The following is a 24,601-nucleotide window of genomic DNA, read 5'->3' on the forward strand; positions in this document are numbered from 1 at the left end:
CTGGAGGACCCTAGCGCGAGCAACGGCGCAGCATGCACCGTTCGAAGATCGGTCGCGGATGATTGTTGCGTGCTGGCGATGAGGGACGGCAAAATCTGTTGCGGCGGCGGCGGCTCGCGCAGACCCATTACCCTACCGTGACGTAGATCTTGCGCACCGTTTCGATGGTCTTCCAGACACCGGTGAAGCCAGGCTTCATCACGAAGCTGTCGCCGGCGCGGTAGGTTACCGTCTCGCCGGCGTCGGGCGTGATCTCGATCACGCCCGAAAGGATGTGGCAGAACTCGAAAGTCTTGCCCTTGATCGAGCGCGTCTCTCCCGGCGTCGCTTCCCAGACGCCGGTATGGACGAGATCGTCCTTGGCGGCGTCCTGCGCCCAGGTCTTGAAGGCGGGGTCGCCGGCTATCAGCCGCTCGGGCAGCGCCCTGGATTCGCGCGGCGGGAAGGCAGGGCTGGTATCGACGGTTTTGAGCAGGGACAAAGGACGGCCTTTCAGGTTGGACTTCAATAGCCGCGCGACCGGTCGACGAGCCCGATGGGGTCGAGCCCGGCGCGGTGGCGTCGGATGTTTTCGATGACGGCGCGTGCGGCGCTCGCGGGCTGGGTGACGCTGGCGACATGCGGGGTCAGTATGATCTTCGGATGCGACCAGAACGGATGGCTCGTCGGTAACGGTTCGGGATCGGTGACGTCGATCATCGCCGCCGAAAGGTGGCCGCGGTCGAGCGCGGCGAGAAGCGCTTCGTGGTCGAGCTGCGGCCCCCGGCCGGTGTGGACGAGCGCCGCGCCCTTGGGCAGTTTCGCGAACAGGTCGGCATCGAGGAAACCGCGCGTGTCTTCGGTCAGCGGCAGCAGGCAGACCAGTATGTCGCTGGCCGCGAGCATCTCCCCCAGCCCAAGTTCGCCATGATGACAGGTCACGCCTTCGATCTGCCGCGGCGAGCGGCTCCAGCCGGCGAGTGGAAAGCCGAAGGGCTTAAGGCGATCGAGGATGGCCTGGCCGAGTTGCCCGAGGCCGAGCACGCCGAGCCGGCGCGATCCGGCCTGGAGCTGCGGGATATCGTGCCATTTGCCGGCGCGTTGCTGTGCGAGATAGGCGGGCAGGTTGCGATGCAGGGCGAGCACGGCCAGCGTCACATACTCCTGCATCATGCGCACGATGCCTTCCTCGACCGTGCGCACGATCTTCACTTGTTCCGGTAAGGTATCGAGGCGGAACTGGTCTACGCCGGCGCCAATGGAGAACAGGATCTCCAGGTTCCTGTAGCGCGCGAGGTCTTCTGGCGCGGTCCAGGTAATGAGATAGCGTACGGAGTCAGGATCGACCGTCGCGCCATCCATCGTGAAGGGGACGTCCGGCAGTTCCTCGGCGAAGGCATCGGCGAAGACCGCTCCGCGCCGCGCATCGGAATTGAACAGGAATGCCATTCCGGTTCCCCTTAAGCCGCGCAGCGGGTGCCCAGCGCCTCGATCAACCGCTGGCAGGCGGCGAGTTCGCTGGTGAGAATGTACTCATCCGGCTTGTGGGCGCGATCGATGTCGCCGGGGCCGCAGATGATCGCATCGACCCCGGCAGCCTGGTAAAGTCCGGCCTCCGTGCCGTAGCTGACGGCGGCAAGCGGCTCTTCGCCGGTCAGCTCGGCTAACAGTGCCGCCAGTGCCGCGTCCTGCGGCAGCGACAGCGCCGGATAGGCGCTCATCGGCGTCCACTCGACCCGAAAGCCTTCGGCCGCAAGGGCCTCGGCTCGCGCCTTGACCGGTGTGAGCAGGCTGGCCGGGTCGACGCCTGGAATGGCGCGCGCCTCCAGGTCCAGCGCGCAGGTGCCGGGAATGATGTTGACCGACTGTCCGCCCGCCACCACGCCCGCTTGCAGCGAGGAGTAGGGCGGCTCGAAGGCAGGGTCTAACGGACCGTTCGTCAGCCGTTCAGCTTCGCTCACGGCCGTGCTCAGCGCACCGGCCATGGCGTGGATGGCGTTGAGGCCGAGATCGGGCCGCGAGGAATGGCCTGAGCGTCCGTTGATCGTCACGCGGGCGGCCGCCTTGCCCTTGTGGCCGCGCACGGCGCGCAAGCCACTTGGCTCGCCGACGATCACGCCGAGCGGCTTGGCGCAAAGTTCGGCAAGGCGGGCGATCAAATGCGGCACGCCGCGGCATCCCACCTCCTCGTCATAGGAGAAGGCAAAGTGGATTGGCCTGGCAAGGCGCAGCTTCGCCAGCGTGGGCACGGCCGCGAGCACCGCGGCCAGAAACCCCTTCATGTCCGTGGTGCCGCGTCCATAGAGCCGCTCGCCCTCCCGGCGCAGCGCAAAAGGGGCCGAGCTCCACTGCGGTTCGCCGGCGGGGACGACGTCCATGTGGCCGGACAGTATGTAGCCCGGGACATCGGCAGGGCCGATCGTCGCGAAAAGATTGGAACGGTCGCCTTCCGGCCCCGGCAGCACCGTGACCTGCGCGCCGTGCCCCGCGAGATAGGCCTCGATCCAGTCGGCGATGTCACCGTTCGGCTTGCCGGCGACCGATGGGAAGGCGACGAGACGGTCGAGGATGTCGAAGACGTCCATTCCAGCCCTCAAAGCATATCGGGATCGCCGGGATCGATGCCGACGATTGTGTGCTGCTACATTTCCGCAGAGAATGTCTGCGTTCTTTCGCGATTGCGTGCCGAAAGCGGAAATGTTTCAGTTGAATCTATCGTTGGTGCGCGGCTTTCGAGCAAATCGTACCGGTCTGCTTGTTTAGCGTTGGTAGGGGCAGAGGGTGGCCATCGGTGCGTCGCCCTCTGGTACGATAATCTTACAGGGGCATGGACTTGAAGCCGTCCGGAAGCTTGAAAATCGATACCTTCTCGATGCGCGTCGGCGACATCGAAAGCGTCGAGCTGGACCTGTTGCACGCGCTCTCGCTCTCCGTGGGATGGCCACATCGCGCCGAGGACTGGCAATTCCTGCGCGAGTCGGGAGAGGGGTTCGTGGCGCTCGATGAGATCGGCCGGGTTCTCGGTTCGGCCATGTGGTTCGCGCATGGTGCCGATTTCGCAACCGTGGGCATGGTCATCACCTCGCCGCGGCTCCAAACCCTGGGGGCGGGGCAATGGCTGATGAAGCGGGTCTTCGACAAGGTCGTCGGCAGTAATCTGCGCCTCAATGCAACGCGCGCGGCAAGGCGGCTCTATCTCTCGCTCGACTTCCAGCCGGAGAAGACCGTTTATCAATGCCAGGGCATCGCCCGCATGCCGACGACGGGTAGGCCCGCAAATATTCGAGGCGATGTCCGGACTTTGGACGCAAGGGATATTCCCGCTGCGATCGCGCTCGACGCGGCAGGATTTGGCGTGAGGCGGACGGCGCTCGTCGAACAGCTATTCGCCCACTCGGCCGGCTATGGTCTTTTCAAGAATGGCAGGCTGAACGCATTCGCGCTCTGTCGGCCGTTCGGGCGGGGCCATGTCGTGGGGCCGGTTGTGGCGGAAAGCGACGCGGATGCCGTGGCGATCGTGCGGCCGCACGTGGCCGACCATTCGGGGGCCTTCCTGCGCATCGACACCCACATGGACAAAGGCGAGTTCGCCGCCTTTCTGTCACACAGCGGAATGCCGGTTTTCGACACGGTTCTCACCATGTCGATGGGCAAACGCCTCGCCGATTTTGCCGTCGGCGGCGCATCTGCGCCGGTGACCTATGGCCTCGCCAGTCAAACTCTCGGGTAGTTTAGTCCAGGGCGCGGGCCGGCGCTGCGGTTCACGCCGGCACAATCGCGGCGCTAGCTGGCAGAACCGACATCGAGGCGAGACGGCTTTTTTTGCAACCATGCTGGACCAAACGCAGCAGACCAAACTGGAAGTGTTACAGCCTTCCAGATTGCTTAAGGGCGCGTGGATCAATAGGGGTCATAGAATTAGCCGAGTTTCGATGGTGAAGCGTCGCGGAACCATACGAAACGATGCGGGAAAGATTTCTGATTTCGGCCCACGAAAACTAAATAAAATCAACGTTCTTGATACGTCCTCCGGGCCCACCATTATTGTTATTTATCAATGATTTAGTGGTATACATTGGTTGGGTTGGCCAAGTCATGGCTGGCGAACCTTCGCCCGTGGCATTGATTTTATTGATTTATAGTGGGCTCCCGAGGGCTGCCATCGATTGCCGCGCTCTACATCTCGGTTACGAACTTCGTCCGCAGATAGGCATCGAGGCCTTCGATGCCGCTCTCCGAGCCGTAGCCGGATTCGTTGACGCCGCCGAATGGTGTTTCCGGCGTCGACACCATCATGTGGTTGACGCCGACCATGCCGGCCTCCAGCGCCACCTCGGTTTTCTGCGCGAGGCTGAGATTGCGTGTGAAGACGAAGGAGGCCAGGCCGTAAGGTAGCGAATTTGCCCGCTCGATCATGTCGTCGAAGGTTGAGAAGGTGGTGGTCGGCGCGATCGGCCCGAACGGCTCCTCCGCCATGATGCGCGCCGTATCCGGCACGTCCTTCAGCAATGTCGGCGCGTAGAAATAGCCCTTGTTGCCGATCCGCTTGCCACCGGTGACGACGCTCGCGCCTTTCGCCGTTGCATCGCTGACGAAACCGTCCATGGCGTCGAGCCGTCGCGGCGCGATCATCGGGCCCATCTGCACGTTTGCGTCGAGGCCGTCGCCGATCTTGAGCTTTTCGGCGCGTGAGGCGAAGCCGTCGATGAAGCGGTCATAGACAGCCTCATGCACGTAAAAGCGGGTCGGCGAGGTGCAAACCTGGCCGGCATTGCGGAACTTGAAGGCGACGACCGTATCGAGCGTCTTGTCGAGATCGGCGTCCTCATAAACGATGACGGGGGCGTGGCCGCCCAGCTCCATGGTGCAGCGCTTCAGCGTGTCCGCCGCCTGCTTCTGGAGCAGCTTTCCGACCGCCGTCGAGCCGGTTAGCGAGACCTTCTTCGGGATCGGCGAGGCGATCAGATAGGATGAAACCTTGGCCGGCTCGCCGAACACGATGTTGAGTACGCCAGCCGGCAGTCCGGCGTCCTGGAAGCAGCGGGCGATGGCGACCGCGGTTCCCGGCGTTTCCTCCGCCGGCTTCAGGATGATCGAGCAGCCAGCGCCGAGCGCGCCGGAGATCTTGCGGATGACATTGCTGGCCGGAAAGTTCCAGGCGGCGAAGGCGACGACCGGGCCGACCGGTTCCTTGAACACCATCTGCCGCACGCCGGGCAGCCGGGCAGGGACGATGCGGCCATAGGCACGCTTGCCTTCCTCGGCATACCAGCGGGTCGCGTCCGCGGCGAACTGCACCTCGCCGGTGGCCTCGGCCAGCGCCTTGCCGTTCTCCATCGTCAGGATACGGGCGATCGTGTCCTTGCGCTGCTCGATCAGGTCGGCGGCCTTGTCCATGATCGCCCAGCGCTGCATCGCGGTCATCGTCTTCCACAGCTTGAAGCCTTTGAGCGAGGCGGCAAGAGCACGGTCGAGATCGGCCTCCGTGGCATGCGGCACCGTTGCCAGCACCTCCTCGGTGGCAGGATTGATCAATGGCTCGGACTTGCCGTCCGACCCTTGGCTCCACACCCCGTCAATCAGCAGCTCGATCGTCTCTGAATACATGTCCTGGCCCTTTCCGGCCCGGCAGCGCGCGGAAAGCCGCCGGCAGATTGCACGTAACAAGAAAGTTTCCGCGATGGCTTGACCTGTACATTGTATACAGTATGGTGTCGACATGATTTTAGCGCGCATCCAAAAATTGTCGGTCGCCATCCCCGAGAATCTCGCCGAGATGCTCGAGGAAGAGATCATCTTCGGCCGCATCAAATCTCGGGAGCGCTTGACCGAGGAAACGGTCGCCGAACGGTACGGCGTCAGCCGGTCACCGGTGCGTGAGGCGTTGCGGCTGCTGGAGCGCGATGGTCTGGTGACGCGCGAGGCCAGGCGCGGCATCTGGGTCTCGCCGATGTCGCAGCGAGACTTCGATGAGGTTTATATGTGCCGCATCGAGTTGGAAGGACTGGTTGCCAAGCAGGCCGCCGAATCCGTCGACATCGCGAAAAAAGCCGAGTTCAAGCTCCTGCTGTCCGAGCTGAAGGAGGCGCAGTCCAGAAGCGACGCCCGGCAGTTCTTCATCGTCGACGTGCGCGGGTCATTTCTGACCTACGACCTTGCCGGCAACAAGACGCTGACGCGCCTGCTCGGCGGGCTGGAAAAGCAGGCGTTGCGCTATCGCTATCACGCCTACGAGCAGGATCCGAAGATCATCCAGCTGTCGCTCGACGACACGGCCCGCATCTATGATGCGATCACCGCCGGCGATGGCGAAAGCGCCAAGGCGATGACCGAGAACCTCATCCGGGAAATCTGGCAAAGCATGCGGGCCGGCATTCGCGACGCCTTCGGAGAGGGCTAGCTCGTGTCAAGCTTCTCGTCAGCGTTCAGCGTCATCGATTCCCACACCGCCGGCCACCCGACGCGCGTCATCCTGAGCGGCGTTCCGAAACTCTCCGGTTCGAGCGTGCGCGAGAAGCGGGACCATTTTCGCCAGCGCTTCGACCATCTTCGCCCGGCGCTGCTGCACGAACCGCGCGGCCATGCGGCCATGGTCGGTCTCGTGCCGGTAGCCTCCGATGTCGCCGACTATGGCGCGTTCTTCATCTCGTCCTATGTCTATCTCGATATGTGCGGCCACGGCACGATCGGCCTTGCCAGGACGCTGGCCTTCACAGGCCAGATCTCTGTCGAAACGGGCGACAGCTTCACGCTGGAAACGCCGGCGGGCATCGTGACCGTTCATCTGATCTGGAGTGACGACGGCTCGCTGGACCGCGTGCGGATAGCTAATGTACCGAGCTATGTCGGGCTGGAGCGCTTGAGCGTTGCCGTCGAAGGCATCGGCAAGGTCGATGCCGCGATCGTCTATGCCGGCATGTGGTACGCGCTGGTGGACGCCGCGCCGCTCGGCTTCAAGCTGATCCCGGACAATGCATCGGTCTTGATGCAGGCCGGCGCCAGGATCAAGGACGCGATCAAGGCGGCGACGAAGGACCTGCCGATGCTGGCGGGCGCGGCCGCGCCGAGCGTGCTGTTTCACGACGCCGACAGCGAGACGTCGGCGACGCATTTTCTTGTCCTGGAATCCAACAAGTTCGACCGCTCGCCTTGCGGCACCGGGACGTCGGCGCGCCTGACCTATCTGCTCGGGAAGGGGCTGATCAGCCCCGACCAGACTTATCACGCCAAGAGTATCTTCGGCATTCCGTTCGAGGCGCGCCTGCAAAGGCGCGTCGAGGAGCAAGGCCGCGAGGCGATGATCATCGAGATCGAGGGCTCGGCCTTCATCACCTCGACCCAGACCATCTACTTCGAGAAGGGCGACCCCCTCTCGAAGGGATTTCTAGCCCGCTAAGCACAAATAACTCAGAAAGGGGAATGACATGAAATTCACAGTAATGCGTACGTTCATGGCTGCTTTGACCATTGGTCTTGGCCTGCTCACCGCGCCAATCGCCGCTTCCGCCGACGACAGTCCGTCCGCCGTCATCGACCAGATCCGCGCCAGTGGCGTGCTCAAGGTTCCGGTGATGACCGGCGAGGAGCCCGGCTATATCAAGGACCCGGCCACAGGCCAGTGGAGCGGATTCTACTACGAATTCCTGGGCGAGATCGCGACCCAGCTCGGCGTCAAGCTCGAGCCTGTCGAGACGACCTGGGGCAATCTCGCAGCCGACTTCCAGGCCAACAAAATCGACATCGCCATCGGCGTCAATCCGAACCCGAAGCGCGGCCTTGTCGTCGACTATCTATGGGAGCCGCTGTTCACCGACGCCTGGGCCGTGCTGACGCCTCCCGGCAAGCCGGTCAAGACCTGGGCCGAACTCAACTCGCCGGACAAGACCGTCGTCGTGCAGAAGGGCAGCACCATGCAGGTCGTCGCCGAAGCCCTGCTGCCGAAGGCCAAGATCACGCCTGTGGAAGATCGTGGTCTGGCGCTGATGGAACTGCAGGCCGGCCGCGCCGATGGCGTCGTGCTTTCCATTTTCGATGCGCTGCAGATCACCAACCAGAAGATAGGCAACGTCTCGTTGCCGGAGCCGATCCTGCGCAATCCGGCAACGCTGGCCGTCGCCCGCAAGCCCGGCAATGCCGGCTTCATCAACTTCCTGACCAACTGGATCCTGCAGGAGCGTTCGCTCGGCCTCGCCCAGGGCAAGCTTGCCCGCTCGTGGGAAGCCCGCGGCATCGACCTGTCGATCCTTCCGGCAGGGTTCTCCTTCTGATCGCAACAGCCTGACCGCCGCCTGGTGCGGCGGTCAGGCAACCACTGGACGTGCATCGAACCAGTGAGGACGCCATGTTCGACTATACAGTCATAACCAACAATATCGGGCTGCTCTGGCAGGGCCTGCTGATGACGCTCTACTTCACCGTCATCACGATTGGTGCCGGCATGCTGATCGGCCTGTTCATCGGGCTTATCCAGCTGAGCACGTTCAAGCCGCTGGTCGTTCTCGGCCAGGTCTATGTCGAGTTCTTCCGCAACATTCCGCTGCTCGTCACGCTTCTGTGGGTCTATTACGCATTCCCGATCTTCGCCGGCATCAATGTCACGAAATTCTGGGCCGGCTTCATCGGGCTCAGTTGCTATGTCGGCTCTTTCTACGCTGAAATCCTGCGCGCCGGCGTCCAGTCGGTCGATCCTGGCCAGACGGATGCGGCGACCGCCATCGGAATGTCCTATGGCCAGCGCATGCGCCGGATCATCCTGCCGCAGGCCTTCCGCAAGATGATCCCGCCGCTCGCCGGTCAGTCGATCATCCAGATGAAGAACACCACGCTGCTGTCGATGATAACGGTTCCGGATCTTCTCTATCAGGCCAGCTATATCAGCAGCTTCACCTATCGGCCGATGGAAGTTTACACCGCAGTCGGCGTCATCTTCCTGATCATCCTGATCCCGCTGACGCTGCTGTCCCGGAAACTCGAAAAGAGCGGGAGCCTCAAATGAGCCTAAGTGAACCAAGCGCCGTGACGGACAAGGATGACAAGCCTGTCCTGCGGCTGGACGGCATCTGCCTCAAGTTCGGCGACAAGCGTGTGCTGAACGGCATTGATCTCTCGGTCGTCGAAGGCGAGGTGGTCGTGCTGATCGGCGCCAGCGGATCGGGCAAGACCTCGCTGCTGCGCTGCATCAACCTGCTCAACGTGCCGACCAGCGGCAGCATCGTCATCGATGACGAGACGCTGTTCGATAGGCAGGCCGACGGCAAGGGCGCCCAGATACCGGCCCAGGAGGTCAACCGCATCCGCTCCAAGACCGGCATGGTCTTCCAGCAGTTCAATCTGTTTCCGCACATGACGGCGCTCGAAAACGTCATGGAAGGTCCGGTCATCGTCAAGAAGGAGCCGAAGGAGCAGGCGCGTCAAACGGCACTGAAGCTTCTCGATGTCATGGGGCTGGCGCAGCACGTCGAAAAATATCCGCGCCAGCTTTCCGGCGGCCAGCAGCAGCGCGTCGCGATCGCCAGAGCCATGGCCATGCAGCCGAAGGTGATGCTGTTCGACGAGCCGACCTCAGCGCTCGATCCCGAACTGGTCGGCGAAGTCATGAAGGCAATGGTCGAACTGGCCAGGAGCGGCATGACCATGGTGATCGTCACCCATGAACTGGGCTTTGCCTTCGAGGTCGCCGATCGGGTTGTGTTCCTCGACCAGGGGCTGGTGGCGGAGCAGGGGCCGCCGGCCAAGGTGCTGCTGCATCCCGAACATCCGCGTCTGAAGACATTCGTCGGACGCTTCCATGAATCGGCGGATCTGCTTCGCCCGTTCCTCGAGGCGCGTGAGGCCGAGGAGGCGTGCTGACGGCACGCCGCTTCACGCGAAAACAGTCAAGTGGACATCGTCGAATGCGCCCCCCTTTCGAGATGGCCGCAAAAGGAAGACATCAATGACACTGAGTTTCGATCCGGCCACAATCGCCATCCCCAGGGGCCATCATATCGGCGGGCAGTATGTTGACTTGCCTGGCGCTGAAATTGAGGTTCTCCGGCCCTCCGATCTCCAGCCCATGGGATTGATCACCGACGGTGGCGAAGCGGCGGTGCAACAGGCCGTCGATGCGGCGAAGAAGGCGATGGCGCAGAGCCGCTGGGCGAAGATCGCACCGCGCGATCGCGCCGCCGTCCTCATGCGGTTCGCGGCGCTTATCGAGGAGAACGCAACCTATCTCGGACAGTTGGAGGCGATGGGGTCGAGCCGGCTGATCTCGATGACGATCGTCCGTGACGCGGTGCGCACTGCCGGCGTCGTGCGCTACTACGCCGAGTTCTGCGACAAGATCGAAGGCACGGTCACCGCGACCGAGGCGAATGCGCTGAGCATCGTCAAGCATGAACCCTACGGCATTGTCGGCGCCATCGTTCCCTGGAACTTCCCGATGATCACCGCGGCCTGGAAATTCGCCCCGGCGCTGGCCGCCGGCAATGCGGTAGTGATGAAGACGTCGGAACTGACCCCGCACAGCCTCTTGGCGCTTGCGGAACTTGCCACCAAGGCCGGCATTCCGGCCGGCCTGTTCAATGTCGTCAACGGTTACGGTCACACAACGGGAGCGGCGATCGTGCGCCATCCCGATATATTGAAAATCTCCTTCACCGGCTCGACGCAGACCGGTGCCGCAATCATGACGCTGGCCGCCCAGTCCGGCATCAAGCCCGTCACGCTCGAACTCGGAGGCAAGAGCCCGCAGCTGGTGCTGGCCGATGCCGGTGACATCGACGTGGTGGCCGGGCGCGTCGCGGCCGCCTTTATGGATAATGCCGGCCAGGTCTGCACGGCCGGTTCGCGGCTGATCGTCGAGGATAAGATCGCCGACCAGCTGATCGAGCGCGTCATCGCCCGGACCAAGGCGATCAAGGCAGGACCGACCTGGGACGAGACAACCACCTTCGCGCCGATCATCAGCCGCAAGCAGCTCGAGCGCATCGATACGATGGTCCGCGCCACGGTGAGCCAGGGCGCCTCCGTCGTCACTGGCGGCACGGTGCTGGAAGGCCGCAACGAAGGCAGTTTTTTCGCGCCGACCATCCTGGGCAACGTCGACGACGACAATATCGGTTTCAGGGACGAGTTTTTTGGTCCGGTGCTGACGGTGCGCAGCTTCACAGATCTGGAAGAAGGCCTCGCCCAGGCGGCGCATCCGGTCTACGGGCTTGCCGCCAGCGTCCACACCACGGATTTGAAGAAGGCGCTCAAGGCGGCGGATTCGATCGAGGCCGGCATGGTCTGGATCAACCAGCACGGGCGCGGCCCGGAGTTCACCTACCCGGCCGGCGGCTACAAGGGCTCCGGCTTCGGCAAGGATATGGGCCGTGCCGGTTTCGAGGCGTTCCTGCGCCAGAAGGCCATCTGGGCCAACTACGCTTGAGCGAGCGCAAGCACATGCAATTCGATTACATCATCGTCGGCGGCGGCTCGGCGGGCGCCGTGCTCGCCAGCCGTCTCTCGGAAAACGGCACGATGCAAGTCGCGCTTTTCGAGGCCGGACCCGACACTCCGCCGGATGACGTCCCGGAGGTCATCGCCGACAGCTATCCCGGCCTTTCCTATTTCGACCCGAAATACCATTGGACGGAACTGCGCGTCTTCAACCGCTCGCCGAAGCAGAACGCGCAGGTGGTCAAGACGGCCAAGCTCGAACAGGCCAGGGTGATGGGTGGCGGCTCCAGCATCAACGGCCAGTTCGCCGTGCGCGGCATGCCGCACGACTATGACGAATGGGAAGGTCTCGGTCTGCCCGGCTGGGGTTGGGACGGCATGCTGCCCTATCTCAAGAAGCTCGAGCGCGATCTCGATTTCGATGGCGAGCTTCACAACAAGACCGGGAGGATTCCGATCCGCCGCATCTTTCCGCGGGACTGGGCCGGTTTCACCAGGTCCGTCCTCAAGGTGACGGAAAGCGAATACCCCTACCGCCCGGACTACAATGGCAGTTTCGAGGACGGCTCGTTCCCGCTGCCGCTGTCGAACGAGAACGATCGCCGCGTCTCGACCGCGATCGGCTATCTCGACGCCGAGGTGCGTGCCCGCAAGAACCTCCACATCTTCGCCCATGCCTTCGTCGAGAGACTGGTGACCAAGGGGACGCGCGTCACCGGTGTCGAGGTTACGATCGCTGGCCTGACAAAGGTCCACAGTGCCGGCGAGACCATCGTTTCGGCCGGCGCGCTGCATTCGCCGGCCATCCTGCTGCGTGCCGGTATCGGGCCGGCGGCGCAACTGAAGCGGCTGGGCATCGAAGTGGTCGCCGACCGTCCCGGCGTCGGCGAGAACCTGACCGATCATCCGCATCTGGCCGTCGGCGCGCATTTCAAGAAATCGGCGCGGCTGAAGCCCGGTCAGCGACGTCACATCTTTCTGGGCGTCAGATATTCTTCCAACTACGCCGATTGCCATCCCGGCGACATGCTGCTGATGCCGGTCAACCGCGCCGGCTGGCATCCGCTTGGCAAGGCAATGGGCGCGCTCAATGTCTGCGTCAACAAATCCTATTCGCGCGGAACCGTCACCTTGAAGTCGGCAGTCCAGACCGACGAGCCGATCGTCGATCTGAACATGGCCTCTGACGGTCGCGACCTGATGCGCCTGGTCGATGGCTTCAAGCGCATCTGCAAGATCATGCAGTCGCCCGACGTCCAGCAGCACGTCAACACCTGGTTCCTGGCCGGCTATAGCGACGAGGCGCGTGCACTCAGCGTCCGCAAGCCGTCGAACTGGATCAAGACCGCGACCGCGGCTTATCTCTTCGACTACGCGCCGTTCTTCCGCGAGACCTTGCTCAAGCGCAAGTTCGGCACCACCGATCGCATCCAGGCGATGCTCGGCAATGAAGAGCTGATCGCCGACTGGGTCAAGCAATCCGTCTGGTCGGGCTGGCATGTCTCCGGCACCTGCAAGATGGGCGCCGACAGCGATCCGCTGGCGGTGCTCGACGCCGAATGCCGGGTGCGCGGCGTGCAGGGCCTGCGCGTCGTCGATGCCTCGATCATGCCGACGATCGTCGCCGCCAACACCAACATCACCACCATTGCCATCGCTGAAAAGGCGGCGGACCTGATTTTGAATTCCCGACAATAGCAAAGGATTTGAATTCTATGCGCAAGAACAAGGTGAAGGATATCTGGGCGGCCGGCGGCGAAGTGGTGACGGGCTGGCTCGGCATTCCGTCGTCGATCTCGGCGGAGTTGATGGCCCAGCAGGGCTGGGACGCGCTGACCGTCGACCTCCAGCATGGCGCGACCGACTACGTCGACGCCGTGCCGATGCTGCAGGCGATCTCGACGACGGACACGACGCCGATGGTGCGCGTGCCCTGGAACGACCCCGCGATCATCGGCAAGGTGCTCGATGCTGGTGCCTATGGCGTGATCTGCCCGATGGTCAACACTGCGGAGGAAGCGGACGCCTTCGTCAAGGCCTGCCGCTATTTCCCCAAGGGCGGCCGCAGCGTCGGCCCGCTGCGCGCCTCGCTCTATGCCGGCGCGGACTATTTCCAGCACGCCAACGATACCATCATCACCATGGCGATGATCGAGAGCGAGCAGGCGGTGAAGAACCTGGAGGACATACTGAAGACGCCGAACCTCGACGCCATTTTCGTCGGTCCGTCGGACCTTGCTGTGACCATGGGCGAGGCACCTGGCTTCGATCCGCGCTATCCGGCGGTCTACGAGGCGATCGAATACATTGCCGCGAAGTGCAAGGAGGCCGGCGTCATTCCGGGCATCCATTGCGGTTCGGTCGCCTACGGCGTCGACATGCGCAAGATGGGCTATCGCTTCATGGCCTATCTCTCCGATTTCCGCATGCTGCAGCAGATGGTGGCGCGGTCGCTGCCTGCTTTCCGCGCCGGCACGCCGAGCGCGATCGCGCCCTGATCGGCACAACGGATCGATCGCCATGACATCGACAGGCACGCCGCGCGGCAAGGTGACGGTCATCGGCGCCGGCATCATCGGCGTCTGCACCGCGAACTATTTGCTTGAGCAGGGTTTTGCCGTTGAGGTGGTCGATCCGGCGTTGCCGGGTTCGGAAGAGCAATGCTCATTCGGCAATGCCGGCGGCATCTGTCCGGGATCCTGCATCCCGAACTCGATGCCCGGCGTGCTTGGCAACGTGCCGAAATGGCTAATGGATCCGGAAGGTCCGCTGATCGTGCGGCTCGCCTATCTGCCGCACGCACTGCCCTGGCTGCTGCGCTTCCTAGCCGCCAGCCGCAAGCCGCGTGTCGAGCAAATATCGGCGGCGATGCGCTCACTGCACCGCTACACATTCGAATGCTACGAGCCGCTGATCAAGGCCGCCGGCTGCGAGGATCTGTTGCAGAAGCGCGGCCAGCTCTTCGTCCATCAAACGGCAGACGGGCCGTCGAAGGGGGCTTATGGCCTCGGGCTGCGCCGCGAGCACGGCGTCAAGGTCGACATTCTCGATGCCGACGAAATCCGCCAGCTCGAACCGGCCTTGGCGCCGATCTTCAAGAGTGCGGTCTATCTGCCCGAACAAGGGCAGTGCCCCAACCCCGGCCGTCTTGTCGCCAAGCTCGCCGAACATGCGGCACGTCAGGGCGCCCGCTTCATCAGGGCAAAAGTGCTCGGCTACGATATGGGGGCCAATGGTCCCTCGGCGCTGAGGCTGGAAGGCGGCGAGTGCATGCCGGTCGAAACCGTGGTGCTGTGCGCCGGCGCCTGGTCGGGCGATCTTGCCCGCAAGCTCGGCGACCGCATTCCGTTGGAAACTGAGCGTGGCTACCACATCATGGTCAGGGGTGCCGATACCGGCCTGCGCATCCAGACGATCTCCGCTGACCGCAAGTTCGTCGCCTCGCCGATGGAGGACGGTCTGCGGATCGCCGGCAATGTCGAATTCGCCGGGCTGAAGGCGCCCGCCAACATGATCCGGGCAGATGTTCTCCTGAAGCAAGCGAAGCCGATGTTCAGGAAGCTGGAGGTCGGCGAGGTCACGCGCTGGATGGGACATCGGCCGGGAACCCCCGACAGCATTCCGGTCATCGACCGGTCATCGCGGGCGAAGAACGTCATCTACGCCTTCGGCCACGGCCATCAGGGCCTGATCGGAGGGGCTGTCACCGGCAAGATCGTGTCGCAACTTGCCGCCGGTTTGCCGCCAGCGATCGATCTGACCCCCTTCCGGGCGGATAGGTTCTGATTACTCAGAGCGCGCTGCTGTACCGGCAGGCCTTTCCGTTCTTGCATGGGGAAACGACGTGACCGCAAACACCAATACGCTGGCCGTGGAGCCGATCGATCCGCAAAGCGTCTACGCCGTGCTGATCTGCGATCTGGTCGGCCTGCGCTTCGGACCGGACGGCAAGCCTGACCCGAGCGAAGCGCGTGCGCATATCGAAGCTAAAGGCGGCCGCTTCCACCTGTCCGCGCTTGGCGACAAAACGGGGCTCGAGCGGGGCCGGGTGCATTTCTTCTACCAGCCGGACCTCAGCACCCGCGAGCAGCTGATCGAAGCCGCCGGCGACGGCCGCTATGACGCCGTCATCGCCGCTGCGACCTTGCTTCCCGCCGAGACCGTCTTTGCGCTCGCCGGCGTGCGGATCGGCGCCGGCACCGGCAATATGGGCTCGCGCTCCTGGGGCGGCGGCAGCGGCGAAGGCGGCAGCGCGGTGCTGATGAACACGCCCGGCATCAACAGCCGCGCGACGGCGCAGATGGTGATGAAGGCGATCCTGAAAGTGCTGCCGGATCTCCCGGTCGGCTTGCTTCACGACCGGGTGGCACGCGGCGATTTCGACACCGGCAGGGAGCTGCGTGATTTCTCGACCGAAAAACTCGAAGGCAAGACGATCGCCATCATCGGCTACGGCAATATCGGCAGGGAAGTGGCCAAGCTCTCCCGTGCCTTCGGCATGCGGGTGGTGATCCATGCCCGGCCACGGCACCGCGACTGGGTAGAAGCCGAGGGCTTTGCCTTCGCGGCGGACCTCGCCGACGCGGCTGAAGGTGCCGATGTGCTGAGCGTCCATGTCGGCCTGGGCAAGCAGGATGCGCAGACCGGCCGCTACGCCAATGCCGGGCTCATCGGTGCGGATGTCCTGTCACGCATGAACAAGGGCGCGGTGCTGGTCAACTACGATCGCGGTGAGCTTGTCGACGTTCGGGCTCTTGACGACGCCCTGTCATCAGGACTTGTGCGCCATGCTGCAATCGATGCCGACCTGTTCAGGGATGCGTCGACCGGCAGCCTCTCCGGGCCTATGCTACCTTATCTCGACCTTGTCGAGAGGCATGGCGGCAAGCTTGAACTTCTGCCGCATGCCGCGGCCGATACGGATCACCCTTCGCGCGTCGCCGGCGCCAGGCAGGCCGTCGACCAGATCTTCGACGTCATCTGCCAAAAATCGGTGACGAACGCCAAAGGCACCGTGCCGCCAGAGTATCTTTCACTGGGCGCAACCACGCCTTCGGGCATCGGACCAGTGACAGCGCGCGACCTTTTGCAATTGAATGGACAGGAATGCTCCGACCTCGCGGATCTCTGCGAGCGGCAAACCCGATTGTGGCGGGCTCTTGCAGACGCGCGTCTGAGTGAGCGCGGCGAGATCGTCGCTGAACAAGGCGAAGAGCTTGTTCGGCTGATAAATCGCCTTTGCCATGCAGTTGAAAAATCGAACCTCAAAGGGCCGTATCAGTAAAATATTGGTCCCGGAGAGCGCGAGCCGGCGGGCAGTGCTTTTTGGTCTGCACTAGTCGGGTCTCTTCTTCGGGTCGCCAGACCATACGAGAACATACGAAGGATGCCAGCATTTCTAGGTTCGTGAACACGGCAACTTTCGCGACGTAGCTTCCCAAATCGGACCGTCTCCTTTTGGTCCCCAATCTGACATCGGAACATTCCAGAGACCGTGCGCCCCTGCTTGTTCAAGTCAATCACACGTGGCCGCAGCCTTAAGCGCTTCGGCGCGGGAAGGTTTGTTCAAATCGGCGATCCGCCGAACAGAAGCGTAGAACCTTGGATAGTCGCCGGAACACAGATCGAACAAGCGAAGAAACGTCGGAACCTGTTCGCCATAGACAGCGGTCGCGGCGAGCTTTGCGTTGTTGATCGGGGCATCGAACCACGCGTCGTACCCCCGGTATCCGGCCCAGCGCCTGTCGCGCATTTGCCTGTAGCGCGTCCGCAGCTTGTCGATCGTCGCTGCCTTGGCAGCCGCCATCTGCTCCGGGGTACGGGGACTTGCATAGACCTGCCCTAACTCGTCCCGAGTTTTCGACACCAGTCCAAGAAAATCGGCACGGCGCTTGCGATCGGCTTCGTAGCGGCGCAATCCGGCGCGATCGCCAGCTGCGCGCAACCATTTCCTAACGCCGGTGGTTTCGACGGCAACCGCGAAAGCCTCATTGAATGCGGAGTCGTCATTCACATAGATGCGCTGATGCGCCAGCTCATGAAAGACAAGGCTTGCGAGATACGTGTCGTCCTGACGAAGCATGGTGCTTAGCAGCGGGTCACTGGACCAGCCCAGTGTGGAATAGGCGGTGACGCCTGTGACATAGACGTCCAACCCCTGTCGATGAAGCTCGACAGCGCTGTCAGTCGCGGATTTCCGAGCAAAGTAACCGCGGTACGGAACGCAGCCGAACACAGGAAAGCACCATGTTCGTGGCGTCAGCGAGAATTGCGGCGCGGCAAAAACGGCCCAGGTTACAGCGTCCCTGCCGATGTCAACATAGCTGCGGTAGCTGTTGTTTTCGGGCAGTGCCAGTTCATCTGTGGCAAACCGACGAATGGCGCTCGCCGACGTCAGCTTGGCGCGCAATGCCTCGGGCGTGGAAGGATCATGGATCAGTTTTCCAACATTTTCGCGCGCCGCCATGATCTGCACATGACCCTCCAACGACTGCGCGTAGTAGGAAATGCTTGTGCAGCCGGTCACCCCGGACGCCATGATCACCGCGGCAAACAATCGAAAAACGCGCTTCACCAGCTTGCCCACCGCTTGCTCTTCTCCCCATGGAGCAAATGTCCCCATTGCCCCGGTCTCAAACAGGCGCACCAATTTTCGTCAAGGTCTGGAAGGGGTGGCGGGTCGAAATTTCGACTTTGGCAGGTTTGGCAAATGCAGGCCATTCGCCCACGAATTGACGAATGTCCCACCGCAGGACGGAGTCCGCAAGACGCGGACTGTCCACCGGGATGCCACGTTCCCCTAAGCTGCCGGTCTGCTGCCGGCCCTATCTCAGTCCTTCGATGTCACCAGTAGGTGTGGTTGTTCCGAGTGCGGAGCAGACAGGACGTCACGATGCGGAGGCTGCGACCTTGGAAGGCACACCGCGTCCGAACTCGACGTCCCAGCTTCGCTCCACGGGTGCGGCTTCGCCACTCAACCCGAGTTTGGGGAAAAGCAGTTCGGCGACGTTGAACGCCTCTTCCAGGTGCGGGTAGCCGGACGCGATGATCGTTTCGATGCCGATGTCCTGATACTCACGTATGCGCGCTGCAACATTGTCGGGATTGCCGACCAGCGCCGTTCCCGCGCCGCCACGCACCAGCCCAGGTCCAGCCCACAGATTCGGACCGACAACCAGCCGGTCGCGCCGGCCCTGATGAAGTGCCGACATTCGCTTCTGCCCAACGGATTCCGAGATGTGGACAAATCCGTTCTGGGCTTCGGCGATCAGGTCGTCGGTGACGTGGCTGATCAGCCGGTCAGCAGCAGCCCAGGCCTCATCCTCCGTTTCGCGCACGATCAGATGAATGCGAAGGCCAAAGCGCATCGTGCGGCCCTGCGCTGCCGCCGCCTTCCTGACGCGATCGATCTTCTCGGCGAGCTGGTCCACCGGTTCGCCCCAGCTCAGATAGGTGTCCACATGCTTGGCGGCGATTGCAATGCCGGCGTCGGAAGAGCCTCCGAACCAGACTGGCGGATGGGGTTGCTGAACCGGCGGGAAGGAAATGTCGGTGCCGTGGGCAGAAAGGTACTTGCCCTCGAAATCCGCCGGCTCACCCGAAAGGATCCGCCGCCAGATGGTCAGGAACTCGTCGGTTTGCGCATAGCGCTCGTCATGGCTGAGCTTGTTGCCGTCGCCGGCGAGGTCGGCTGGATCTGCACCGGTGACGACATTGAGCAGGACGCGGCCGCCGGAGATGCGGTCCAGGGTGGCGGCATGACGGGCAAACAGGGCCGGTGTTCCGCTGCCCGGCCGAAGCGCCACGAGGAACTTCAGCCGTTCGGTGAGCGGGATCAGCCCGGCCGCCACGATCCAGGCATCCTCACACCGCGTCCCGGTGGGCAGCAGCACGCCCTTGAAGCCCAGCCGGTCGGCGGCCTGGGCGATCTCCTTGAGATAGCCGAAGGTTGCCGGGCGGTGCCGCTCGTCGGTGCCGAGATACGGTCCATCGCCATGCGTCGGCAGGTACCAGTAGAGGTCGAGCGGCTTGCTGGGCATCGGATTGTTCCTTCAGCGATGTGGAATGGGTGGGCAGGTAAGCCTCAGAGCTTGCCCTTCCAGGGGATGAGGCGGTGCTCCAGCCAGCGCATGCCGCTGGTGAAGGCAAAGGCAAGGATGGCGATGACGATGAGGCCGACGAAGACGACGTCGGTGGCGAGGAAATTGGCGGCCGACATGATCATGTAGCCAAGGCCCGACTGGGCCGCGATCAACTCGGCCGCGACCAGCGTCGACAATCCGGCACCGATGGCAATCTTCAGGCCGGTCATGATTTCCGGCAACGCGGACGGCAGGATGATGCTGGTGAATAGTTGCAGTCGGCTGGCGCCGAGCGACAGCGCGGCATTGATGCGTTCAGCCGGCACTGACCGGACACCGGCCTGTGCGGCAAAGCAGATTGGGGCAAAGGTTGACAGCGACAGGAGCACGATCTTGGAAGTCTCGCCGATGCCCAGCCAGATGATCAGCAGCGGCAGGTAGGCCAGCGGCGGCAAGCCCCAGTAGAGATCGATCGGCACGCTGAAGATGCCTTTGACCCAGCGATTGAGGCCCATCAGCAGGCCGAGCGGAATGCCAAGGAAAATGCCGACGCCGAGCGCCGCCGCGATACGGCCCAGGCTTGCCAATGTGTGGTCGAGAAGCGTGCCGTTGGCATAGCCGTCGGCCCAGACGGCACTGAACTGGGTCAGCACCTCGGCCGGCGACGGCAGGAACAGCGGCGACGCCCAGCCAAAGCGCGCGGCGATGAACCACAACGCGATCAGCGCAGCCAGCGTGACCAGGCTTATGCCGAGCGTGCTTGTCGACGCGGATCGGCGTGGCCGGAGGGAAGGCCTGCGCTGGGTCGTCGAAGGTGGGAACGAAGTCGGGGAATTGGCGGCAAGCGTCATTGCAAGGTTCCTGTGCGGGCGCCTTCCGGCTGGTGGATCAGCGAGCGGATTTCCTGACGCAGTTCAATGAAACGCGGGTGGGACTGGATCGGCCCGATGTCGCCGCTCCTGGCAAACTCGCGGACGAAATCGGCCTCGAACCGGGCAACGATACGGCCAGGTCGGGGCGACATCACAACGATGGTCGTGCCGAGCGTGAGGGCTTCCTCGATGGAATGGGTGATGAACAGGATCTGCTTGCCGGTCTTGGCCCAGACCGAGGCCAGAAGCTGCTGCATTGTCTCGCGCGTCAGACTGTCCAGGGCGCCGAACGGCTCATCCATCAGCAGGATCTTCGGATCGGTGGCCAGGGCTCGCGCGATGCCGACGCGCTGGCGCATGCCGCCGGACAGTTCATAGGGCGGCTTTTCGGCGAAATCGGCGAGCCCGACCAGTTCCAGCAGACGCCTTGATCGCTCATGGCGTTCGCTGCGCCGCACGCCCCGGTATTTCAGGCCGAGAGCAACATTTTCCAGCACATTGGCCCAGGGCAACAAGGTATCCTTCTGGAAGACGACACCACGATCGCCGCCGGGCGCGACAATCTCCTTTCCATCCAGAGTGATCGTGCCCTCGGTGAGTGGCAGGAAGCCGGCGATCGCGTTGAGCAATGTCGACTTGCCGCATCCGGAAGCACCGACGGCGACGACAATGGAATCAGGTGCAATGTCGAGCGAGACGTGATCGAGCGCGTGAACGTCCTGGCCGTCGGAAGCTGGAAAGGTGACGCTGGCGTCGCGAATTCGAAGCATGGTTGCCTCCAGGCACTCTGGCTGGCGAGATTGCCGCCAGCCAGAACCGAATGTCGTTCAGGGATGTCTAGTTGGAGGCCTTGGCAGCCTGCACATATTGTGGGTCGGCGGCTGCGGCGTAGCTGTCCTTGATGGCGGTGATCTTCTTCTGGTCCTTCAGGAAGCCCGCAGTGTCCTTGAGGATTTTCGCGACGGCGCTCTTGTCACCACCGCCCAGCCATTTATCGGAAACCTGCTCGTCGAGCGGCGGAACAACCGTCGTCTTCAGCTGCTCCGAATTCTCGGCCGCCGTGCCGCCCTGCAATTTGGCGATCGCCTTGGCGCTCTCGGAGTCCGGTCCCCAGGAAGCTGGGTTGGTCAGGTATGACGTTGTGTAGCCATCGATCAGCCGGACATACTGGCCGAGGAAGTCGGGATTGGCCTTGGCGAATTCACCGGTCACGACAAGTGCGCTGAAGGTCGGAGCGCCACGATCGGCGACCTGGCCGGCTGTGAGCAGGACCTTTCCGTTCTTCTTGAGTTCGGAGAGTGCCGGATCCCAGACGAAGGCGCCATCGATGTCACCGCGCTTCCAGGCAGCGACGATTTCGGGCTGCGGAATGGCGATGACCTGGGTTTCCTTCTCCGTGATACCTTCCTGCTTGAGTACGGCGAGAAGCTGGTAATGGTCAGTCGAGACGGGTGCTGCGGCGAGCTTCTTGCCCCGCAAGTCGGCCGGCGACTTGATCTCGGGCCGCACCACAAGGGCTTCGCCGTCACGAGAGACCGAGGAGATGTAGAACGCCTTCACGTCGATGCCCCTGCTGACGGCGGCGGCGAACGGGCTCGATCCGACATCGCCGATCTGGACGTCGCCGGATGCGATGGCGGCGAAGATGTCGGCGCCTGAATTGAAACGGCGGAATTCGATGTTCCAGCCGGTCTTCTTGGCAAGATCGCCATTGGCAATGCCGAGATTGTATGGATTGGCACCCGTCTGGTAGGCGATGACGACTTTCTTGTCGGCTCCAAGCGCTGCGGCGGAGCTGGCCGCCAGGGCAAGCCCGACAAGGGCAGCGGAAATCAGTTTTCGCATGGTATGCATGGTATCTTAATCCTTTGGAACAGAGGGCACAGCTTCGATTGCCAGCCCTGATCGAGGGGCCGAGAATTAAAGTCTACTAATGTTATAGACTTAGACAGGAATGATATTCCGAAAGGCCGATCCTCGATAAAAAAATCGGCTTCGACGCGAACCGGCCCCAAAGGATAATTCTCACGCAGACCCGAGGGGCCGGTCCGACGCATTGTTTGCGGGGATCAGCCCGTTGTCGGCGGGTCGGATTTCTCTCGACTGCCGCGACCGCCCTAGCTTGAACTAACGCTTGCTGTTCACCGGCTTGCGATTATGGTTGGGCAAGTTTCTGAGGCGGCAGGGGAAACAGCATTTTGCCTCGTCGATCAGCTCGATCGCACCTGCTTGGTCTGATCGCGGCCGCGGTGATACCCGTCTGGCTCTTCGCGGCCTATCTGCTGGTCCAATATGCTGTGCATGAGCGGTCCCGCTTCGAACAGGACGCCCGCCAAACCGCCCGGCAGGTTTCGCTCGTCGTCGAGGGCGAACTGGCCAACCTGCAAACGACTCTCAACGGTCTGTCGAAGTCGCCTGCTCTGGCCAATGGCGATCTGTCGGCCTTTCGCGGCGAGGCGCTCAGCCTGGTCGAAGGGACGGACCGGATCATTGTCCTGCGCGATTTAGCTCGCAATCAGTTGTTGAACACAGAGATCGGGTACGGTGTGGTTCTGCCGCCGGTAGATCCGATGCCAACGGAGGATTTGGAGAAACTCCGAGCGTCGGGCATTTACGTCAGCGACGTCTTTGCCAGCAAGGATTCCAAAAACCACCGTGTAGCCGTTGCCATACGGGTGCCGGCTCCGACGGGCGAAGATCTGATGCTTTCGATTTCCATCCCGACCGCGCGCGTCCGCGATGTCATGATGCCTGCTGTGCCCGAGGGGTGGACGGTTGGTGTTGGAGATCGCCACGGAAGGTACGTGGCACGTTCCAGCTCGCACGAGCAGATGACCGGCAGACCCGGATTGCCGGAATATCTGGAAAAAATCGTTGGTCGCTCCGGCAGCTTCACGTCCCGCAACTTCGAGGGCACCACGCTGCTGGCGGGCTACTATCGATCCTCATATTCGGATTGGTTCTATACCGCCAACGTCCCGCTTTCCGAGGTGCAGGCGCCGCTGTGGCGTTCGCTCGCGGCAATTTGCGGGATCGGCCTCCTGGCGCTTCTTGTGTCGATCGCCCTCGGATACGTTGTTGGAAAGCGCTTCACTGGGGCGACCACCGACCTTGCCGCCCGCGCTGACGCGCTTGGGCAAGGCCGCACAGTTGAGCCCATGTCCACCACGGTTGCCGAGTTCGGTGCCATTGCGCAGGCGCTGGTAGACGCCGAGCGCGCCATCGCCGAGCGACGGTATGAACTGGAGACAGTACTGGAGACGGTGCCGGCAGCGGTCTGGTTCACCTATGATCCCCAAGCCCTTCAGGTCATTCGCAATCGCTTCGCGGCGGAACTCATGGGTCTGCCGACCGACGCCCGCAAATCGTTTGGCGCGCCCGACCTCGTGATCAACACCGTGGCGACCAAGGACGGCCATACCGTGAGCCGGGAGGACCGGCCTCTAAGTCGAGCAATGCGCGGAGAACTGACCGACAACGAAGAATTCGCTTATACGCTTCCGTCGGGCGTGGAGCGCTTTCTGCTCTCAAGCGCGCGTCCGATCCGCAGCCCGGGCGGCAGCATAATTGGTGCCGTGCAGATTAGCCTTGATATAACCGACCGCAGACGCGGCGAAGAGCATCGCAAATTGTTGGTCAACGAACTCAACCATCGCGTCAAGAACACGCTTTCGGTGGTCCAGGCTATCGCCAGCCAGACGATCCGCAACGCAACCACTTTGCCGGAGGCAGGACGGATCCTGTCCGACCGGCTCATCTCGCTGGCGAAGGCGCACGATATCCTGACGCAAAAGAACTGGAGCGGCGCCGATCTCCATGATCTGGTTGCAGCCTCGATCAAGCCACATGCTCCGATCGAACGATTTCAAATCAGCGGAGGGAAGGTTTGGCTTCCGCCCAACGTTGCCCTTTCATGTGCTCTCGCGCTTCATGAACTTACGACAAATGCGATCAAATATGGAGCGCTGTCGAATGCGAACGGCAAGGTTTCGCTATCCTGGAAGCTTGTTGGTCAAAAACAGCAACGCCAACTTGAACTCGAATGGCGAGAGACTGGCGGCCCGACCGTCGGCCCTGTCGAGCGCAAGGGGTTTGGCACCCAGCTCCTGGAGCGCATATTCGACTCCGATTCCGCGGGACGCGTGGTGCTGACTTTCGAAAAGTCAGGACTGGTCTGCCTATTTCAGGTGAACCTGTCTGAGCCGAATGAGGCTGAAGCGCTTTTCCCAAGTAGCGAAACTTAGA

General features: G+C 62.6%; 21 protein-coding genes. 12 read left to right on the plus strand and 9 right to left on the minus strand.

Going from position 1 to position 24,601, the window contains the following annotated elements:
* Positions 1-127: 127 nt before the first annotated feature.
* From AC1DZU_RS06060 to argE, 3 genes are read right to left on the minus strand one after another with little or no spacing between them, the layout of a single operon-like run.
* Positions 128-481, minus strand: a complete 354-nt coding sequence (locus AC1DZU_RS06060; RefSeq protein WP_477282699.1) for a cupin domain-containing protein — start codon at positions 479-481, stop codon at positions 128-130.
* A 23-nt stretch (positions 482-504) separates the two neighbouring features.
* Positions 505-1,428, minus strand: a complete 924-nt coding sequence (locus AC1DZU_RS06065) for a 2-hydroxyacid dehydrogenase (protein ID WP_477282701.1) — start codon at positions 1,426-1,428, stop codon at positions 505-507.
* Between the two features lie 11 nt (positions 1,429-1,439).
* Positions 1,440-2,564, minus strand: coding sequence for an acetylornithine deacetylase (gene argE, locus AC1DZU_RS06070; protein ID WP_477282703.1), 1,125 nt, complete (start codon positions 2,562-2,564; stop codon positions 1,440-1,442).
* Between the two features lie 242 nt (positions 2,565-2,806).
* Between argE and AC1DZU_RS06075 the strand changes: the two genes are divergently transcribed.
* The gene (locus tag AC1DZU_RS06075; RefSeq protein WP_477282705.1) at positions 2,807-3,709 is read left to right on the plus strand and encodes a GNAT family N-acetyltransferase; all 903 of its coding nucleotides are present in this window, start codon (positions 2,807-2,809) and stop codon (positions 3,707-3,709) included.
* Between the two features lie 446 nt (positions 3,710-4,155).
* Here the strand turns inward: AC1DZU_RS06075 and AC1DZU_RS06080 are convergent, their stop codons facing one another.
* Complete coding sequence (locus AC1DZU_RS06080) at positions 4,156-5,586, minus strand: NAD-dependent succinate-semialdehyde dehydrogenase (protein WP_477282707.1); 1,431 nt, start codon at positions 5,584-5,586, stop codon at positions 4,156-4,158.
* Between the two features lie 112 nt (positions 5,587-5,698).
* Between AC1DZU_RS06080 and AC1DZU_RS06085 the strand changes: the two genes are divergently transcribed.
* The 10 genes from AC1DZU_RS06085 (at position 5,699) to AC1DZU_RS06130 (ending at position 16,687) form a co-directional block, all read left to right on the plus strand.
* Positions 5,699-6,379, plus strand: coding sequence for a GntR family transcriptional regulator (locus tag AC1DZU_RS06085; RefSeq protein ID WP_477282709.1), 681 nt, complete (start codon positions 5,699-5,701; stop codon positions 6,377-6,379).
* Between the two features lie 3 nt (positions 6,380-6,382).
* Positions 6,383-7,375 carry a proline racemase family protein gene (locus AC1DZU_RS06090; protein ID WP_477282711.1) on the plus strand — a complete coding sequence of 331 codons (993 nt, stop codon included), beginning with the start codon at positions 6,383-6,385 and terminating at the stop codon, positions 7,373-7,375.
* A 28-nt stretch (positions 7,376-7,403) separates the two neighbouring features.
* Entirely contained in the window at positions 7,404-8,246 is an 843-nt protein-coding gene (locus AC1DZU_RS06095; protein ID WP_477282713.1) for a transporter substrate-binding domain-containing protein, read from the plus strand.
* Positions 8,247-8,320: 74 nt separating this feature from the next.
* The gene (locus AC1DZU_RS06100; protein ID WP_477282715.1) at positions 8,321-8,974 is read left to right on the plus strand and encodes an amino acid ABC transporter permease; all 654 of its coding nucleotides are present in this window, start codon (positions 8,321-8,323) and stop codon (positions 8,972-8,974) included.
* Entirely contained in the window at positions 8,971-9,828 is an 858-nt protein-coding gene (locus tag AC1DZU_RS06105) for an amino acid ABC transporter ATP-binding protein (protein ID WP_477282717.1), read from the plus strand. Before AC1DZU_RS06100 ends, AC1DZU_RS06105 begins: the two co-directional genes overlap by 4 nt.
* Before the next feature lie 85 nt (positions 9,829-9,913).
* The gene (locus AC1DZU_RS06110) at positions 9,914-11,392 is read left to right on the plus strand and encodes an aldehyde dehydrogenase family protein (protein WP_477282720.1); all 1,479 of its coding nucleotides are present in this window, start codon (positions 9,914-9,916) and stop codon (positions 11,390-11,392) included.
* A 14-nt stretch (positions 11,393-11,406) separates the two neighbouring features.
* Positions 11,407-13,101: a GMC family oxidoreductase gene (locus tag AC1DZU_RS06115; protein ID WP_477282722.1), complete on the plus strand. Its 1,695-nt coding sequence runs from the start codon at positions 11,407-11,409 to the stop codon at positions 13,099-13,101.
* A gap of 17 nt (positions 13,102-13,118) precedes the next feature.
* Positions 13,119-13,901 (plus strand): HpcH/HpaI aldolase family protein, encoded by a 783-nt coding sequence (locus tag AC1DZU_RS06120; RefSeq protein ID WP_475452239.1) that lies wholly within the window; start codon positions 13,119-13,121, stop codon positions 13,899-13,901.
* Positions 13,902-13,923: 22 nt separating this feature from the next.
* Positions 13,924-15,189: an NAD(P)/FAD-dependent oxidoreductase gene (locus AC1DZU_RS06125; RefSeq protein ID WP_477282724.1), complete on the plus strand. Its 1,266-nt coding sequence runs from the start codon at positions 13,924-13,926 to the stop codon at positions 15,187-15,189.
* Between the two features lie 58 nt (positions 15,190-15,247).
* Complete coding sequence (locus tag AC1DZU_RS06130; protein ID WP_477282726.1) at positions 15,248-16,687, plus strand: NAD(P)-dependent oxidoreductase; 1,440 nt, start codon at positions 15,248-15,250, stop codon at positions 16,685-16,687.
* 231 nt (positions 16,688-16,918) lie between these two features.
* On the opposite strand, the gene AC1DZU_RS06135 is transcribed toward AC1DZU_RS06130, so the two are convergent.
* From AC1DZU_RS06135 to tauA, 5 genes are all read right to left on the minus strand, one after another.
* The gene (locus AC1DZU_RS06135; protein ID WP_477283266.1) at positions 16,919-17,941 is read right to left on the minus strand and encodes an aminopeptidase; all 1,023 of its coding nucleotides are present in this window, start codon (positions 17,939-17,941) and stop codon (positions 16,919-16,921) included.
* Between the two features lie 349 nt (positions 17,942-18,290).
* Positions 18,291-19,442 (minus strand): FMNH2-dependent alkanesulfonate monooxygenase, encoded by a 1,152-nt coding sequence (gene ssuD / locus AC1DZU_RS06140; RefSeq protein ID WP_477282728.1) that lies wholly within the window; start codon positions 19,440-19,442, stop codon positions 18,291-18,293.
* A 44-nt stretch (positions 19,443-19,486) separates the two neighbouring features.
* Complete coding sequence (locus AC1DZU_RS06145; RefSeq protein WP_263791458.1) at positions 19,487-20,335, minus strand: ABC transporter permease subunit; 849 nt, start codon at positions 20,333-20,335, stop codon at positions 19,487-19,489.
* On the minus strand, positions 20,332-21,126 hold the full coding sequence (locus AC1DZU_RS06150; RefSeq protein ID WP_263806790.1) for a taurine ABC transporter ATP-binding protein: 795 nt from the start codon (positions 21,124-21,126) through the stop codon (positions 20,332-20,334). Before AC1DZU_RS06150 ends, AC1DZU_RS06145 begins: the two co-directional genes overlap by 4 nt.
* A gap of 67 nt (positions 21,127-21,193) precedes the next feature.
* Positions 21,194-22,201: a taurine ABC transporter substrate-binding protein gene (gene tauA, locus AC1DZU_RS06155; RefSeq protein WP_477283267.1), complete on the minus strand. Its 1,008-nt coding sequence runs from the start codon at positions 22,199-22,201 to the stop codon at positions 21,194-21,196.
* Between the two features lie 353 nt (positions 22,202-22,554).
* Here tauA and AC1DZU_RS06160 point away from each other — a divergent pair, with 353 nt between their 5' ends.
* Entirely contained in the window at positions 22,555-24,600 is a 2,046-nt protein-coding gene (locus tag AC1DZU_RS06160; RefSeq protein WP_477282731.1) for a sensor histidine kinase, read from the plus strand.
* Position 24,601 lies beyond the last annotated feature (1 nt).

It is taken from the genome of Mesorhizobium sp. P2_A12 (assembly GCF_056405075.1).

Coding starts and splice junctions, on each gene's coding strand:
- AC1DZU_RS06065 (WP_477282701.1), bottom strand. CDS start 1,428: ATGGCATTCCTGTTCAATTCCGATGCGCGGCGCGGAGCGGTCTTCGCC.
- argE (WP_477282703.1), bottom strand. CDS start 2,564: ATGGACGTCTTCGACATCCTCGACCGTCTCGTCGCCTTCCCATCGGTC.
- AC1DZU_RS06075 (WP_477282705.1), top strand. CDS start 2,807: ATGGACTTGAAGCCGTCCGGAAGCTTGAAAATCGATACCTTCTCGATG.
- AC1DZU_RS06080 (WP_477282707.1), bottom strand. CDS start 5,586: ATGTATTCAGAGACGATCGAGCTGCTGATTGACGGGGTGTGGAGCCAA.
- AC1DZU_RS06085 (WP_477282709.1), top strand. CDS start 5,699: ATGATTTTAGCGCGCATCCAAAAATTGTCGGTCGCCATCCCCGAGAAT.
- AC1DZU_RS06095 (WP_477282713.1), top strand. CDS start 7,404: ATGAAATTCACAGTAATGCGTACGTTCATGGCTGCTTTGACCATTGGT.
- AC1DZU_RS06100 (WP_477282715.1), top strand. CDS start 8,321: ATGTTCGACTATACAGTCATAACCAACAATATCGGGCTGCTCTGGCAG.
- AC1DZU_RS06105 (WP_477282717.1), top strand. CDS start 8,971: ATGAGCCTAAGTGAACCAAGCGCCGTGACGGACAAGGATGACAAGCCT.
- AC1DZU_RS06110 (WP_477282720.1), top strand. CDS start 9,914: ATGACACTGAGTTTCGATCCGGCCACAATCGCCATCCCCAGGGGCCAT.
- AC1DZU_RS06115 (WP_477282722.1), top strand. CDS start 11,407: ATGCAATTCGATTACATCATCGTCGGCGGCGGCTCGGCGGGCGCCGTG.
- AC1DZU_RS06120 (WP_475452239.1), top strand. CDS start 13,119: ATGCGCAAGAACAAGGTGAAGGATATCTGGGCGGCCGGCGGCGAAGTG.
- AC1DZU_RS06125 (WP_477282724.1), top strand. CDS start 13,924: ATGACATCGACAGGCACGCCGCGCGGCAAGGTGACGGTCATCGGCGCC.
- AC1DZU_RS06135 (WP_477283266.1), bottom strand. CDS start 17,941: ATGGCGTCCGGGGTGACCGGCTGCACAAGCATTTCCTACTACGCGCAG.
- ssuD (WP_477282728.1), bottom strand. CDS start 19,442: ATGCCCAGCAAGCCGCTCGACCTCTACTGGTACCTGCCGACGCATGGC.
- AC1DZU_RS06145 (WP_263791458.1), bottom strand. CDS start 20,335: ATGACGCTTGCCGCCAATTCCCCGACTTCGTTCCCACCTTCGACGACC.
- AC1DZU_RS06150 (WP_263806790.1), bottom strand. CDS start 21,126: ATGCTTCGAATTCGCGACGCCAGCGTCACCTTTCCAGCTTCCGACGGC.
- tauA (WP_477283267.1), bottom strand. CDS start 22,201: ATGCGAAAACTGATTTCCGCTGCCCTTGTCGGGCTTGCCCTGGCGGCC.